The organism is Acetatifactor muris (assembly GCF_024623325.1).
GTDB lineage: Bacteria > Bacillota > Clostridia > Lachnospirales > Lachnospiraceae > Acetatifactor > Acetatifactor muris.
The window spans coordinates 333,977-348,874 of sequence record NZ_JANJZD010000001.1 but is presented as its reverse complement, the minus strand read 5'-3'; the positions used below and the strand labels follow the sequence as shown (position 1 = coordinate 348,874).

At 51.8% G+C, this 14,898-nt stretch carries 13 protein-coding genes, 2 tRNA genes and 1 other RNA gene; all 16 read right to left on the bottom strand.

Going from position 1 to position 14,898, the window contains the following annotated elements; genetic code table 11:
* Positions 1 to 54: 54 nt before the first annotated feature.
* Positions 55 to 570, bottom strand: a complete 516-nt coding sequence (gene purE, locus NSB25_RS01655; protein ID WP_103240535.1) for a 5-(carboxyamino)imidazole ribonucleotide mutase — start codon at positions 568 to 570, stop codon at positions 55 to 57.
* Positions 571 to 721: 151 nt separating this feature from the next.
* Positions 722 to 2,797, bottom strand: a complete 2,076-nt coding sequence (locus NSB25_RS01650; RefSeq protein WP_172455157.1) for an aminopeptidase — start codon at positions 2,795 to 2,797, stop codon at positions 722 to 724.
* Complete coding sequence (locus NSB25_RS01645; protein ID WP_146040079.1) at positions 2,794 to 3,117, bottom strand: DUF6142 family protein; 324 nt, start codon at positions 3,115 to 3,117, stop codon at positions 2,794 to 2,796. The genes NSB25_RS01650 and NSB25_RS01645 overlap by 4 nt, the downstream gene beginning before the upstream one ends.
* Before the next feature lie 54 nt (positions 3,118 to 3,171).
* Complete coding sequence (locus NSB25_RS01640) at positions 3,172 to 3,324, bottom strand: hypothetical protein (RefSeq protein ID WP_172455156.1); 153 nt, start codon at positions 3,322 to 3,324, stop codon at positions 3,172 to 3,174.
* Between the two features lie 51 nt (positions 3,325 to 3,375).
* Positions 3,376 to 4,050 (bottom strand): orotate phosphoribosyltransferase, encoded by a 675-nt coding sequence (gene pyrE / locus NSB25_RS01635; RefSeq protein WP_103240503.1) that lies wholly within the window; start codon positions 4,048 to 4,050, stop codon positions 3,376 to 3,378.
* A 75-nt stretch (positions 4,051 to 4,125) separates the two neighbouring features.
* Positions 4,126 to 4,498: RNase P RNA component class A (gene rnpB, locus NSB25_RS01630), an RNA gene on the bottom strand.
* A gap of 46 nt (positions 4,499 to 4,544) precedes the next feature.
* Positions 4,545 to 6,200 (bottom strand): nucleoside kinase, encoded by a 1,656-nt coding sequence (locus tag NSB25_RS01625; protein ID WP_103240502.1) that lies wholly within the window; start codon positions 6,198 to 6,200, stop codon positions 4,545 to 4,547.
* 48 nt (positions 6,201 to 6,248) lie between these two features.
* Positions 6,249 to 7,019: a tRNA (adenine(22)-N(1))-methyltransferase gene (locus NSB25_RS01620; protein ID WP_103240501.1), complete on the bottom strand. Its 771-nt coding sequence runs from the start codon at positions 7,017 to 7,019 to the stop codon at positions 6,249 to 6,251.
* A 4-nt stretch (positions 7,020 to 7,023) separates the two neighbouring features.
* Complete coding sequence (gene rpoD / locus NSB25_RS01615) at positions 7,024 to 8,130, bottom strand: RNA polymerase sigma factor RpoD (protein ID WP_103240500.1); 1,107 nt, start codon at positions 8,128 to 8,130, stop codon at positions 7,024 to 7,026.
* Between the two features lie 164 nt (positions 8,131 to 8,294).
* A complete protein-coding gene (dnaG, locus tag NSB25_RS01610) occupies positions 8,295 to 10,067 on the bottom strand; it encodes a DNA primase (RefSeq protein WP_103240499.1) in 1,773 nt (590 codons plus the stop codon).
* 33 nt (positions 10,068 to 10,100) lie between these two features.
* Entirely contained in the window at positions 10,101 to 11,105 is a 1,005-nt protein-coding gene (locus NSB25_RS01605; protein WP_103240498.1) for a deoxyguanosinetriphosphate triphosphohydrolase, read from the bottom strand.
* A 169-nt stretch (positions 11,106 to 11,274) separates the two neighbouring features.
* Complete coding sequence (locus NSB25_RS01600) at positions 11,275 to 12,255, bottom strand: alpha/beta hydrolase (protein ID WP_242982479.1); 981 nt, start codon at positions 12,253 to 12,255, stop codon at positions 11,275 to 11,277.
* A gap of 93 nt (positions 12,256 to 12,348) precedes the next feature.
* Positions 12,349 to 13,086, bottom strand: a complete 738-nt coding sequence (locus tag NSB25_RS01595) for a DUF6320 domain-containing protein (protein WP_103240497.1) — start codon at positions 13,084 to 13,086, stop codon at positions 12,349 to 12,351.
* Positions 13,087 to 13,171: 85 nt separating this feature from the next.
* Complete coding sequence (locus NSB25_RS01590; RefSeq protein ID WP_242982478.1) at positions 13,172 to 14,536, bottom strand: alcohol acetyltransferase; 1,365 nt, start codon at positions 14,534 to 14,536, stop codon at positions 13,172 to 13,174.
* Between the two features lie 87 nt (positions 14,537 to 14,623).
* A tRNA-Leu gene (locus NSB25_RS01585) sits at positions 14,624 to 14,707 on the bottom strand.
* 97 nt (positions 14,708 to 14,804) lie between these two features.
* Positions 14,805 to 14,878, bottom strand: a tRNA-Val gene (locus NSB25_RS01580).
* Positions 14,879 to 14,898 lie beyond the last annotated feature (20 nt).

Below are 14,898 nucleotides of genomic sequence, written 5' to 3'. Positions count from 1 at the left end.
CTCCCATGCCTTTCTCATTTTCATTCCACAACACTGCCATCTGCGTTCAGGCTGTCACTTCATTCCTTCCAGATAAGCCCTGTATCCTTCCGTCTGCAGCCGGGCATCCTTCGCCTCCACCTGCTCTTTCATTTTCACACTGTATTCCTTCAGCCTCTTCAGCAATTCAGGATCCGAAGTCGCCAGAATTCTGGCTGCCAGAAGACCTGCGTTGGCTCCGCCGTTAATGGCCACTGTCGCCACCGGAATTCCCGAGGGCATCTGCACGATGGAATACAGGGAATCCCGGCCCCCCAGAGATGAAGTATGCATGGGAATCCCAATTACCGGCATGGGAAAAATTGCCGCACACATACCCGGCAGATGGGCTGCCATTCCCGCCCCTGCAATGATGACCTTAAATCCCTTTTCCTCCGCACTCTTCGCATAGGAAAAAAATACATCCGGTTCCCTGTGCGCACTGATGATTGCCATCTCACAGGGAATTCCCAGTTCTTCCAGAACATCCGCCGCCCTGGCCATAACGGGCATATCAGAATCACTTCCCATCACAATGCCCACCTGCGGCATATTCTTCTCACTCTTATTCATATCTGCCATGTGTTCCTCCTGATCTTCGTTCCGTCCTGAAACGCCGTTTCAAAACGGTTCCTGTTCCGTCTCCCCGCGCAGTATTCTCTTTCCAGTTTACTAGAATACGCGCTTCTATGCAACCACTTTTTCAACTCTTGAAAGCATTATTCAGTTCTTCACAGCCCGGCAGGACAAATCTTCCCTCTCTGATCAATGGGATACGGGTGCCGTCTTTTCTCACCGCAGTCAGTTCTCCCAGTTCATCGTAGGGAATGGTGATGTCCATGTGGCAGTTATAATATGCCTCCATGGGCCTGCTGTCCCGGAGCGCCGACACTTCATTGGCCTTTGCCACAATTTCCTTTCCGTCCGGATTGTATACCCTTACCTCCTCGGCATGTGAATAGCAGGTATCCCCCACCGCGAAATGAGGGCCCATTTTCTCTGCGATCAGTATGGGAAGCTTCCCCTCCACGCCCAGACGTCTGGCCGCCACATACGCCGCCGTGTTGGTACCGATGGCGAATTCCCCCATGGGAAGAGTGTCATGGCGGGCCAGAATATTCTCCTGAATAAACCGGCGGTTCTCTTCCTTCGATGAAAAATTGTCACAGGAATAGTCTCTGATCATGCCATCCTCAAAAGTAATCGCCAGATTCCTGTACTCCAGCCCTCTCAGGTAAACCCGGCTCACGTGCAGGACTCCGTTGGTGCCTTTCAGCACAGGAGAGGTAAATACTTCTCCCACCGGTATATTCACATCCGCCACACAGTTCTCGAAAATCGTCTCTCTGGCCGGATCGGACAGTTTGTACAGATTAATCTTCAAGTCCGTCCGATTGCCGTTCATCCCTCTGACTTCACAATAGTCCGCCGTATCCAGCGCATCGATCAAAGTCTGCTGCACATTTCGGTACAGCATATAATCCAGTGTGTTAATCCGGATAATTTCATGAAACAGCTCCTTGAATACAGGTCCGATTTCCGGTACCGGAAATGCAATTATGGTAAAGCTTGTCTCCTCCTCCGGAATATACTCCCGCTGCAGCTGACCTGCTTTGGCGCGATATTCCACCCACAGGCGGTTCTGTTCCCCGGAAAGCTGAAATGCCTCCTTTTTGGTTATCGGATGAAAATCCTTTTCTCCAAAGGTCTCCACCACTGCCGGCCCCGCATACTCCGCCGCCGCTTTTCTGTTCTCCTCATAAGCCGCTCTGCCGGCTTCCAGCCTGCGATTCACATAGTTTCTGTCAAAAAAGACTGCCCTGTCATCCTTGTGGTCATAGTCATACTGCATATTGGGTATCCCGCCGCAGAAGCCGCTTCTGCCCCTGCTGGCTCCCCTGAAGTCCAGTACACTGTAAGCAGAACGGAAAGCCACCGGCTCTAAACCCATCCCGGCAAAATTTTCCACAGCCCGGCGCATCATCCTTTCAAATCCCAGCCGATAATACAATGCCACTGCCTTCTTTTTACTCAGATCTCTGCCTGTGATCTCAAATCCAATTCGGTATCCTTCGGTGTAAGTATCGGCCATGGCCGCAATGGTTTCCTCGGGGAGCCCGGCCAGGAAAGCCGCCGTCTCTCTCTCATTTTCACCCACATATTCGCCATATCCATACAGATAGCGGATATCCCTCAGATCACTTTCCATAATCAGCGGCAGTGCAAAGCACGCTTCCGGGCACAATTGCTCCCGGGTTCTGCGCCTGGCAGCCATCTCCGCATAATCACAGGCGAACCAGTAAAAAATATCCCGGATATCATTCCCGGAAGGCAGCGCGTCCCCGCATTCCTCCGCACAGGCAAAGGCTGCATACACCTCCACAAACAGCTCCATACGGATGACAAGCTCCTCTGTCCTTCCCTCATAGACAAAACCTATGAGACTGCGCAGCTCCGCATACAGAGCAGACAGCAGGCTTCCTCTGTCCGCCCCCAGTTTCCGGACAGCAGCTGCCGGATTGCCGTAGCTCTCCTCATAATGCTCCGGCAAAATATCGGCATACAGCGCATGATTCCTGCGCTCCAGTTCCTCCAGGTCCGCCTTCCGCAGACCGTCCTCCGCCAGAAAAGCAGCCGTGTCGTCAATCATCAGCAGAAATTCTGCGCAAAAATCAAAATACGCTTTCAGAGTATTGTCACTGAACTTTTCCTGGAAAATCATCCTGACTCTGTTCATCACCAGCTCATATCGTTCCTTCAGCACTTCTCTGTCATTCATCCCAGATTTCCTCCCAAATATAAGATCAGTCCGATCCCGGCCAGCGCTGCTCCGTTCAGCACCAGTCCCAGCACCGGGAACAGCCTGAAATAATTTTTATCCTGTACGGTTATGAACCCCAGCACAAGTCCTGTCAGAGAATAGACGGCGGCCAGCAGAGCCGTCACCCCATATCCCGCCTTCGCCTCCCCTCCGCTTCGATAGGAGAAAAACACTACCACTCCCAGAGAGACCAGGCTGATAACGCCCAGGATCGTGGCCATCACGGCCCGGTTTGAATTCTTTTTGTCTGTAAAGACATATCCTTTTCTTTTTTTCATATATATTCTAAAAGGGGCACTTCCCACAGGAAATGCCCTCCAACTGCTCCTCGCTCAAAATAAGATTCTTGACTTTCCCGCAGTCAGCTTCGCCCCTGCGATAATCAGCAGAATTCCCGTTACCATGCCCGTGATAAGCGTAATCACCCCAAGCGCGATATTGGTTGCCCCCGCTCCCTTCATTACCTTATATATCTTCTGATCCATATCTTTACTCCCTTCCTGTTTTCGCTCCGGACATCAGGCCGTACGATGCTATCATACACCATAAATTCTGTAATATTCATCAAGCGCCGCTTTTATCGTATCGTCGATGTAAATCTGTCCTTTGTAAGGTCTGTTGTACAGATATTCTGTCACTTCTCCCATGGTCACAATAGCCCGGGCCTCAAATCCGTATTTCTCCCGAATCTCGTCCAGCGCGCTGGTTTTCCCGCCCTGGCCTTTCTCCATGCGGTTCAGAGATACCATCAGTCCCCTGATCTCCACATTTGCCTGGGCCATAATAACAGGAAAGGTTTCCTCGATGGATTTCCCGGAAGTGGTCACATCTTCTATCATGATTACTCTGTCACCGTCCTTCAGAGGACTGCCCAGCAGAATTCCCGTATCCCCGTGATCCTTCACTTCCTTGCGGTTAGAGCAATAGCGCACCTCCCGACCGTACAGCTCGCTGTAGGCAATGGCCGTGGTCACGCTCAGGGGAATCCCCTTGTATGCCGGGCCGAACAGCACATCAAACGCATCCCCGTAATTCTCATGGATGGCTCTGGCATAATATTCTCCCAGCTTTTTCAGCTGCGCACCGGTCACATAGGAACCTGCATTCATGAAAAAGGGAGACTTCCTCCCGCTCTTCAGGGTAAACTCGCCGAACTTAAGCGCCTGACTGTCCACCATAAATCCGATAAATTCCTGCTTGTAGCTATCCATCCGTTGTCTCTCCTTCGGTTTTTTGTAAAATATCCACGCTTCTCTCCACACAAATAAAAGCGCTTCCCTGTCAAAAAAGTGAGCAAGACGATAAGCCGGGTTATGTCTTGAATAATCATCTGTCTAGCACGGCTGTTGCCAGCCGCGTCCAGCGACCTACCTGAAAGCAGACCGGGCCGGCCTGTGGCTTTCGTTCTGGTCTTGCTTCGGATGGGGTTTACATGGCTCCGCCCGTTACCGGACGGACGGTAGTCTCTTACACTGCCTTTCCACCATTACAGGACTGCATGACACTGCCACCCAATCCTGCTGTATATCTCTGTTGCACTGGCCTTGGAGTCGCCTCCACCGGACGTTATCCGGCATCCTGCCCTGTGAAGCCCGGACTTTCCTCACCCGCCCCGCCGCGGAATGCAGCGAAGGCGGCCGCGATTATTTATCTTACTCACCGCTCTTATTATAAAGGGTGCGCGGAGAAATTGCAAGTCCATGCTCTACACATTAAAGCAGCTTCCCCCCACAAATTCCCGGCACAGGGAATTGTTCGGCACGCTCTCGCTGGGCACACCCAGGAAATAGCTCAGAAACTTTAACAGCCTCTTGGCCTCGTAATACTCGGGCGCCTCCTTCGGAATCTGGAACAAAAGCGGCTCCGCAAAGGTTTTCAGCACGGACAGCTCATAGATCAGCGCGGAATTGAACATGGCGTCCGCTCCCTCCTGAAAGGGAAAGATATTCTCCTCTTCCCCTCTGCGCACGGAAGCCCACATTTGAATGGTTCTCCGGGCGCTGGCGCCCCTTGTGCGGGCATCCCTGACCATCCTTCTCAGCAGCCGTCCGTCCGTGGTGGGGATTCTGTTATGGCCGTCCACATTTAAGGTGGTCAGGGCACTGATATAGATCTTATATTTGCTTTCCTCCGGCAGGGCATAGGACATTTTTTCATCGAGTCCGTGAATTCCCTCAATGACCAGAATATCATTCTCACTCAGCTGCATGTAATTGCCCTTATATTCCCGCTTACCGATCTTGAAATTGAACTCGGGCATTTCCACCCGTTCCCCGGCCAGCAGACTCACCATATCTTCATTAAAGCGCTTTACGTCTATGGCCTCCAGGCATTCGAAATTATAATCCCCGTTCTCATCCCTGGGTGTCAGCTCCCTGTCCACAAAGTAATTGTCCAGCGCGATGGGACGGGGAACCTTCCCCAGCGTCCTCAGCTGAATGGACAGCCTGTGGGAGAAGCTGGTCTTTCCGGAGGAAGAAGGCCCGGCAATCATGACAAACTTCACATGGCTGCGGCCGGCAATCTCCTTTGCAATCTCGCCGATCTTCCTCTCCTGCTCCGCTTCCTGTACCAGGATGAGATCGCTCATGGAGCCGTTGCAGATCTGATCATTCAGGTCTCCCACCGTGCGGATTCCCGCCGTTCTCCCCCATTTTTTGGCACTTTCCATGGTCTCAAACAGCTTTCTTCTCTCCGAAAACGGCTCCACCACCGTGGGATTGGCCTTATCCGGCAGCACAAGCATAAAGCCGTTTTCATAGGGAATCACATCATACCATTTCACATATCCCGCATTGGGAAGCATAAAGCCGTAATAATAATCGTAATAGCCATCTATTTCATACACATTTACGGTGGATCCCATACGGTAATGGAAGAGATTTGTTTTATCCTTCATTCCTTTTTCCTGAAAAAGCGCCATAGCCTCGTCCAGAGGACAGGACCTCTTCATGAAAGGAACTTTCTTCTCCGACAGTTCCCCCATTCTGTCTTTCAGCTTTTCAGCGCTGTCCGGCGTTGCGGGAACTTTCCCAAAGGTGTTCACATAAATCCCCCGTCCTATGGTAAATTCCACACAGCTTTCCCGGGCAATTTCGGCACCGCACACATCATAGATTGCCTTTAACAGCAGCATGGTAGCCGTCCGCTCGTAAGTTTTATGGCCCACGTCATCCTTCAGGGTAAAAAATTCCACCCTGCAGTCCCTGGACACCCGCTTGAACAGTTCCCGTATCCTGCCATCCACCGACACCAGAGCGATCATGCCGCCGTATTCCCTCTGGTAATCAGCCGCAATCTCTTCATATGTGGTTCCCTGCTGTACCTGTCTCTGCTCTCCGTGTATTGTAACTGTTACCATATCTGCTCTCCTTTCTGAATTCAGTCGCTGCGCGACAGCTCTAAAGTGTTAAGTCACTTCCGTAACTGCCCGGCCGAAGAAGTCCAGCGCCGCCTCAATCTGTCTCAGCTCGTCCTGCACTTCCTGCAGGCGGGTCTCTGCTTTCTGTGAACCGGCCGACCGCAGCGACTCTTCCAGCTTCCCGACACAGCGTCGTCTCTGACACAGATACTGCCTCAGCACAGGATGTCTCCCCATAAGGAGCTTTTCCCCGTACAGGTCATACAGCTGCTGTCTTCCCGCCGCTTCCCCATTCGGCTCCCCCTTCCGGACAGGAACCGCCTTCATGGCAAAATAATACTTTCCCGCATCCAGGACCGCATTTTCCTGAATTACGGCAAATCCGTTTTCTCTCAGGAATCTTCGGACATCCGGCAGCTCGGACTGGGGCTGCAGAATAATCTCCTTCATCGCCGCCACTTTCTCCATGTCGGCACTGAGAATCCGCTCCGTCAGTCTGCCGCCCATACCCGCACATACCAGGGTGTCGGCCTCGCCCGCGCAATACTTTTCCAGCCCGTCTGAGAGCCTGGTCTCTATGTAATCTTCCAGCCCGAACGATTCAATATGCCCCCTGGCCGATGCCAGCGGTCCCTGCCGGACATCCATGGCAAGCGCTTTCGGACACACCCCCTCGCTCACAAGCCAGATGGACAGGAATCCATGATCACATCCCACATCCACAAGTCTGTTCCCGCCGGTTACCATATCCGCAAGCATCTGAAGCCGCCCGGACAGGCATACTCTGTCCCCGGGCCCGTTTCCCTTTCTTCTCCCCATATGCTCAGTCCAGATAGTCCTTCAGCTTTCTGCTCCGGCTGGGATGGCGCAGCTTGCGCAACGCCTTCGCCTCAATCTGGCGGATGCGCTCACGAGTCACATTGAATTCCTTCCCCACCTCTTCCAGTGTGCGCGCCCGACCGTCGTCCAGTCCGAAACGCAGGCGCAGGACTTTCTGCTCTCTCTCCGTCAGCGTGCCCAGCACCTCCACCAGTTGTTCCTTCAGCAGGGTAAACGCCGCTGCATCTGCAGGAGCAGGCACATTGTCATCTTCGATAAAGTCTCCCAGATGACTGTCTTCTTCCTCGCCGATAGGCGTCTCCATGGATACAGGTTCCTGGCTGATCTTCAGAATTTCCCGCACGCGGTCAGCAGGCATTTTCATCTCCTCCGCAATCTCCTCAGGAGTCGGTTCCCGGCCAAGCTCCTGCAGCAGCTGTCTGCTCACCCGAATCAGCTTGTTAATGGTCTCCACCATATGAACGGGAATCCGGATGGTCCTGGCCTGGTCTGCAATGGCCCTGGTAATGGCCTGACGAATCCACCAGGTGGCATAAGTGGAAAATTTATATCCTTTGCGGTAATCAAATTTCTCCACAGCCTTAATCAGCCCCAGATTTCCTTCCTGAATCAAATCCAGGAAGAGCATGCCGCGGCCTACATATCTCTTGGCAATGCTGACCACCAGACGCAGATTCGCCTCTGCCAGACGCTTTTTCGCCTCCTGATCCCCCAGCTCCATCTTCTTCGCCAGCTCAATCTCCTCCTCAGCTGAGAGAAGAGGCACCTTGCCGATCTCTTTCAGATACATCCGAACCGGATCTTCCAGACTGATGCCGTCAGGGATTGTCAGATCGAGATTCTCCACATCCACCTCATCCTCTTCTGAGAGAATGATTTCTTCATCCACATCGTCCTCGGTGATCCGGAGCACATCCACATTGTTCTGCTCCAATACTTCCAGTATCTTCTCGAACTGTTCTTCTTCCAGAGGCATGTCCGAGAACATATCACTGATTTCCTGATACTCCAGTACATTTTTCTTCTTCTTGGCAGTACTTAGGAGCTCTTTTACCTTCTCGTCAAACCTTGTCTGCATATTTTCATCCATTGTAGTAGTTCCATCCTTCCTTGGGCAGCCATATCCCCTTTATGATCTATTTCCGGCAAAATTGCGTACAAATGCATCCCTGTGGAAGCATTGCAGATTTCACTCTCAGGTACCATATGGTTGACTCATTCCATTTATCCGTAACAGCTATCAATATCTTAACCCTAATCCAGGGAAATATGCGCTTTTGCCAGTTCTTCCAACGCTTTTCTGCCCTCCAGCGCCATGGTCAGGGCATTCATATCCGCTCCCATATGGGCCACATCATACTCATAACTGTTCTGCTTCACCCACAGCAGAATATCCCGAAAGGCCTTTTCCTTCTCCGCCCCGGTCTCCACAGAGGGCAGCCCTGCGGAAAAAAGCGCCGCAATCTCCCGCTGTTCCTCCTCGCTTTCAAACATGCTGATAATTCCTGCGGGATTCACGGTTCCCTGTTCCAGATCCTGAAACATTCTCTCCGCTGTTCTCCGGTAAAGATCCACCGTAAAATCCCGGGAAGAGACATATTTTTTCACATGCCGGTACAGCTCCGGTTCCTCGGACAGCCATCCCAGCAGCATCCCCTGGGCGCGCTTTGCTTTTTTCTCCGGATCGGCTTTTGATTTCACTCCGGATTTCGGCCGCTCCGCCGGCTTCGCAAGCCCTGTCCGCACCGCCTGAGAAGTCACCAGCTTCCGCAGATTATCGACGCCGATGAAATATTTGTCCGCCGCCGCCTGCAGGTAGTTCTCCCGCTCCACTTCCTCCGAGAATTCACAGAGTTTCCCGGCAATCTCCCGGTGAAATTTCGTCTTCTCCTCCGGATCCTCCATATTGAACTGTCCTTCCAGGATCCTGATCTCGAAAAAGAAGCTGTTCTCCGCCTGACGGATGCGCTCCTCAAAAGCCTCCCGTCCCAGAGCCTTCATAAATTCATCCGGGTCCTTGTAAGGCTGCATATTAATCACTCTGCCGGTAAGCCCGGCATTCCGCAGAATTCCAATTGCACGAAGGGCCGCTTTCACACCGGCTCCGTCACTGTCATAAGCCAGCAGCACAGTCTCCGTATAGCGGCGAAGCAGCGCTGCCTGTTCCTCGGTGAAAGCCGTTCCCAGCGAGGCCACCGCCTGCGTAAAGCCGGCCTGATGCATGGCAATCACATCCATATAGCCTTCGCAGAGAATAATGTTGGAGCTTCTGGCCCTTCTCGCGTAATTCAGACCATACAGATTCCTCCTCTTGTCAAAGACCGGCGTCTCCGGAGAATTCAGATATTTCGGTTCCCCGTCCCCCATCACTCTTCCGCCGAACCCGATGACACGGCTGTGAATATCCTGAATGGGATACATTACTCTGTTCCAGAACTGACTCATCAGCCCGTATTTCTCCGAATTGCCGGCCAGCCCGGCCCCCTGAATTTCTTCGTCCGCAAATCCCTTTCCCCGCAGATACTGAACCAGCCCGGCGCCGTTTTTCCCGGCAAATCCGAGACCAAATTTATGCATGGTCTCCTCCGACAGCTCCCTCTTCCTCAGATATCTGCGTCCGATTTCCCCGGCAGGGGTGCGAAGCTGATAATAGAAAAATTTCGCCGCCTCTTTATTCACTGCCAGAAGTCTGGCTCTCCGGTTCTCCTGCCTCCGGGCATCCTCCGACTCCTCCGGCTCCGGAAGCTGAATGCCCGCCCGGTCTGCCAGTGCCCGGATGGCCTCCGGAAAGGTATAATTCTCGTAATTCATCATAAAGGTATAGACATTTCCCCCGGCGCCGCAGCCGAAGCAATGATATACCTGTCTGTCTCCGTTGACAGAAAACGAAGGGGACTTCTCATTGTGAAAAGGGCACAGCCCCCAGTGACGGCCCCCCTTTTTCTGCAGCTTCACATACCCAGAAATCACCTCTACAATATCGTTTCTCAGTCTTATTTCTTCTACAAGCTCTTCCGGATAGTACATTCACTCCTCCACACAGATTCCGGTCTACCCCTCTTACAGTGACCAGGATTTCGGTATGTATATTTCATTATAAGTCGCTATCGCAAACCGGTCTGTCATAGCCCCCACATAATCGCAGACCACCTGTTCTCTGGCCTCTCCCTCGGACAGCAGGTTCAGGAATTCTTCCGGCAGACTGTCAATATGCTTCATAAAATGCTCATACAAAGTCTCCATCAGCTTCTCTGCCTTGCCCTCCTCGCTTTTTGCCAGGGGGTTATGGTATACATTCACAGACATGAAATTCCGCATCTGCATCATGGCCTTTTCCACCGGTTCCGACATGATAACATCGTTTTTACCCATACTGGTTGTCACAATATCATGGATAAAGTGATCGAGGCGGTCTCCGGGAGAACTGCCGATGACTTCGCGGATTTCCGCCGGCACATCGCTTTCTTTCAGAATCCCGGCCCGGACCGCATCATCCATATCATGATGAATATAGGCGATTTTGTCTGACAGTCGTACTACCTTTCCCTCCAGTGTATGCGGCTTTCCGATGGTCTGGTGATTCAGAATGCCATCCCGCACCTCACAGGTCAGATTCAGTCCCCTTCCGTCCTTCTCCAGTCTCTCCACAGTCCGCACACTCTGCAGATTGTGCTCAAATCCCAGAGGACATATCTTATTCAGCGCCCGCTCACCTGCATGCCCGAAAGGCGTATGTCCCAGATCATGGCCCAGGGCAATCGCCTCCACCAGTTCCTCGTTGAGTCTCAGCGCCTTTGCAATGGTACGTGCGTTCTGGGAAACCTCCAGGGTATGGGTCAGCCTGGTCCGATAGTGGTCCCCTTCCGGCGTCAGGAACACCTGTGTCTTGTCCTTCAGCCTCCTGAAAGCCTTGCAGTGAATGATTCTGTCCCTGTCACGCTGAAATACAGGCCGGATATCGCATTGCTTCTCAAATCTCTGCCTGCCTTTGGACTCGGCGCTGTGGGACGCATAGATACTCAGATAATTTCTTTCCCATTGTTCCAGGTTTTCTCTGATTGTCATATCTGCTCCCGTCTGCGCTGGCTGCGCATATAAACTTTGCTTACGAAAAAAATCCTCCTGTTTTTAATATTCTGCGTCTGTCGTCATATTCCTTTTTTTCTGAAAATTTTTGCTCCTCTTTTTTATTATTATTCAGGCTTCCGTAAAATTGATACTCTCTTTTCCGGTTCTACCGGCAAATGTCATAAATAAATTCTGCATTCTTATCCATGGCGGCTCTGGCGGCTTTCACCGGCGACATTTGAAATACATGCCACATTCCTGAGTATATGTCAGCTTTTACAGCCACGTTGGCATCTACAAAAGCCTGGTGCAGCCGCACAGAATCACTGAGCAGAATTTCATTTTCCCCCACCTGAATATAGACAGGAGGAAAACCTGCAAACTCCCCGAAAAGCGGAGAAATCATGGGATTGCGCAGGTCCTGTCCCTCTGCGTAGGCCTTCACCATTCTGTCAATATATTCCCGGTTCAGCACCGGGTCCACATCGGCTTTTGTCTGGAACGATTTGCCGGAAGAAGTCAGATCCGCCCAGGGGGACATCAGCACAATTCCCCTGGGAAGCAGTCTTTCCTCCTGCTTCAGCTTCAGAGTCAGAGCCAGAGCCAGATTGCCGCCGGCAGAATCCCCTGTCAGAATCACATCCCTTGCGCCATACCCCAGAAGCATCAGATAGTCCCAGGCTTTCATGGCGTCCTCCACCGCAGCCGGATAAGGATTCTCCGGCGCCAGTCGATAGTCAAAGCACAGCACATCCATGGAAGTGGACTCTGCAAGTTTGGAGGTCAGGGTCCTGGCGTACAGACTGCTGCCCGTGGAATATCCTCCCCCGTGACAATGCAGCAAAACATATTTTTTCATGTGAGCGCGGTTGACGCTGACCCATTCCCCGTACATGCCGTTAATGTCCACTTCCCGGTATTTAATATCCCTGGTATTGCTCAAAATAGCTCCGATATGGTCCTGGGACTGTCTGTGCTTCTCTATGTCCGTGCTTTCCACCAATCCGTGGACACGTTTCACCAGGTTCATCAGATTCTGGTTTTTCTTATCCGGCACACCTGTCTCGGCTTTTTCCATTTCCACTTTTTCTGTTTCATTTTTGCCGGTCTGCGCCTTTTCCGCATCCCGTTCCTTCAGTTCTCTCATCGGTAACCGTCTCATTCTCCTGCCCATCTGCGCGCTGCGGCGCGCACTCAAATCAATCGCTGAATACACCTTTTTATTCAGCCTCATATCAAATCAGAAATGCAGCCTTCTGCGCACCTCATTTCTCAGCCTTCTCCGTGAAAGCATCGTAATCAATGCCATGTCCAGAATCACACAGACTGTCAGCACCACGGCAGACCAGCGCAGCGCAATTTTCTCCGCCAGATAATAGCCTATCATAAGCTCCAGTCCCACACACAGCAGTCCCACGGCGGTGAACAGATACAGTGCCACAGTCAGAAAGGATCTGGGCAGCATACGTATACACAGCGTCAACGCTTCCGTCACCGCCGTCACCAGAACGGCAATGGGAAGCCCCAGCCCCCAAAACCATCTGCTGCTGCCGGTGAGAAATGTCAGCATATACAGATAGATGACAGCTGCAGCACCGTCGAGCAGCAATGCAAGATACGCGGAAAGCTTCGTATAGATTACAACGGGAATCATGAGCACCCACAGAAGCACACAGGCACCTATCACTGCCAGGGACCAGGCCGAATCCGCAAATACAAGAAAGTTGAGAATCCCACAGGTAATGGCTGAAGCCAATATGACTGTGGAAAGCAGGACTCCGAAATCCTTTCTCTTCACGGTCTCTACCTGTCCCTTTTCTTCCGGAAAAGGTGTCCGCGCTTCCCCGGTATTGTGTCCGGCCATTTTCTGCCACACCTGGCTGTTCAGCTCTTTTGGGTTCAACACCGGCGTGTTGCACAGAGGACACTCTCTCGAAGACGCGTCCAGCTCCACACCGCAATTAACACAATATGACATATTTTTCCTCCTAATTGAAATCGCTGCCCGATAGCACTAAAGGGTAAAGTCGCTTTTCAAAAACACTTGACATTTTTCAGCTGGACTAATACAGTTCCGCATCTGCCTGGCTGCGGTTGCTCTCAATCTTGACATGAATCCCGTCACGCACCAGTTTTCGGAAGAAATGCCGCTCCACATCCGCCTCTATGATGCTGCTGGTAAAATTCACTGTCAGTATATCCCCGAAACTGATTATGGCACAGTTTGTCCTGCGGGAAAAAGGCTGTCCCATATAAATATCAAATCTCTCGATGTAGGGTTCCATCCCCCTGGGCACTTTCATGGCCCCCATATTGGTCAGACCTGCCGAAGAGTTCCGGTCCTGTACCTTTGTGTAAAAAAGTCTCACCACAAAATCCTTGATGAACAGCGGCACAACCCGGATAAAAGGATTGCGCTGTGTGGCCGCATTGGTGGTAATATCTCCCCGCAGCAGCTTTTCGTTGAGATGATAGCGCATGTAATTATGAACCTGCAGCACAATCTCTTCAAAACTGTATTCCCCAAGTCTGGGGTCAACTCCCGGATAAATCATGGTAATAAAGTTCCGCAGCGTGACAGACGGGAAAAAACGCCGCAGATTTACGGGCATGGCAATTTTCACCGGCCGCAGATGCACCCGTCTGTCTTCCTGCTGCTTGGTCAGCAGCGCATGCAGAAGCACCGCATTCAGATATTCTGTGATGGTGGCATTGTAACGCTTCGCAGCCGCCATCACCTCCGAGACAGACATAATGCCGTCTATAATATTCAGTGTATAGAATTCTTCCGCCGTTCCCCGCACACGGTAGGCTTTTTCTTCCAGTCTGGGCGGGCATACCTTCGCGTTGGCATAGCGCATATAGGCGTCTTCCAGCTCTTCTTCCTCCGGCGTATCCGCAATGTTCAGCACAAATCCTCCATTTTGAATCTCTTCATGGCCCAGCATCCTCAGATATGTGGCTGTCAGAGTCAGCAGCACACACATGCCTCCGGTACCGTCCCCCAGACTGTGATGGGCTTCCAGTGCAATTCTGTTCCGGAAATAGTATACCCGCACCAGGTATCGATTGTTGGCCTTAAAGTACATAGGCTGACAGGGATTTTTCACGTCCTCCTGCACAAAGGGCCCCGGACGGTCATTCGGCTCCAGATAGCGCCAGAACAATCCCTTGCGGATGGCCGCCTTATACGTGGGAAACCTGGGCAATGTTCTGTCAAGAGCCAGCTGAAGGATCTCCGGTCTGATTTCTTCCTTCAACACCACCGACAATCTGTATACGGAAGAAAAATCCCTTCTCTGGAGAGTGGGATACACAATGGCGGACAGGTCCAGCTGATACCAGTCCCTGCGCTGCGCTTTCTTTTTCTTTTCCGCAGAACTGCCCTTTCCTGCGCTCCGGCTTTTATCCGTTCTTTCATTCGCCATGCGTTTCTCCTCTCCCCCGGCTGTCAGTACCATCGCTATAGAGAAAAAAAGAGTGCTAAGTAAATTACTTAACACTCTCCTGTTATATGCAGGAAAAGAGACTTGAACTCTCATGGTATTGCTACCACACGGACCTGAACCGTGCGCGTCTGCCAATTCCGCCATTCCTGCGAACAAAACATATCATATACCATTCTCCGACAAAAGTCAAGAACAAATTTAAAATTTTTTCAACTGCCGGATAACAGCATATGTGCTACATACGGAATGGAAGCAAGGGGGCTCGAACCCCTGGCCTTTCGCGTGTGAGGCGAACGCTCATCCCGGCTGAGCTATGCTTCCATGTCCTCTATTGTAACACG